The following is a 572-nucleotide window of genomic DNA, read 5'->3' on the forward strand; positions in this document are numbered from 1 at the left end:
TCCAAGGTAATTTCTACAATCGCCGTCAAACCTGCACCAACTTTTTCGGGCGCTAAAATCGCTACTTGCTTAGCAATCACACCCTCATCCAATAAACGCTTAACCCGCCGCAAACAAGTCGGTGGCGACGCATGTACTAGCTCCGCCAAGGCCTGATTGCTGACCGACGCGTCTCGCTGTAGCTGCTGCAAAATACGTTTATCCAGTTCGTCCAGAGTCGTCATACTTTTCACCAATGGAATTTAAATAAATAAATTTTATTTAAATGAAATTTAATTTCACTCAATAATCGTAATTGAATTTTAGTTCAAATTTAATTCAATATTGAAAGATAATTTCATTTGATCTGATTTACGATGACACAATCCTTTGAAATTAGTAATTTTGCAATTTTATGTTTAATTGCGTTTTTGGGCTGAAGATTCTTACTAGCCTTACTAGCCTTATTAGCGTCGAATTTACTGGCCTTATTTGCTCACTTTATTTTTTTATCGCTTTCTCAAATTTTTATTAAGAGGTTCTTATGTGCGGCATCGTCGGCGCTGTAGCGCAACGCAATATCACTCCCGTCC

Annotated in this window: 1 protein-coding gene; it reads right to left on the minus strand. The window is 38.3% G+C overall.

Translation table 11 applies throughout. The features are described 5' to 3' along the window. A partial coding sequence (locus QN395_RS21425) for an Lrp/AsnC family transcriptional regulator (RefSeq protein WP_323493150.1) occupies positions 1-224 on the minus strand: 224 nt, incomplete at its 3' end. Between the last annotated feature and the right edge of the window lie 348 nt (positions 225-572).

This window comes from Undibacterium sp. RTI2.2, assembly GCF_035018705.1.
GTDB lineage: Bacteria > Pseudomonadota > Gammaproteobacteria > Burkholderiales > Burkholderiaceae_D > Undibacterium.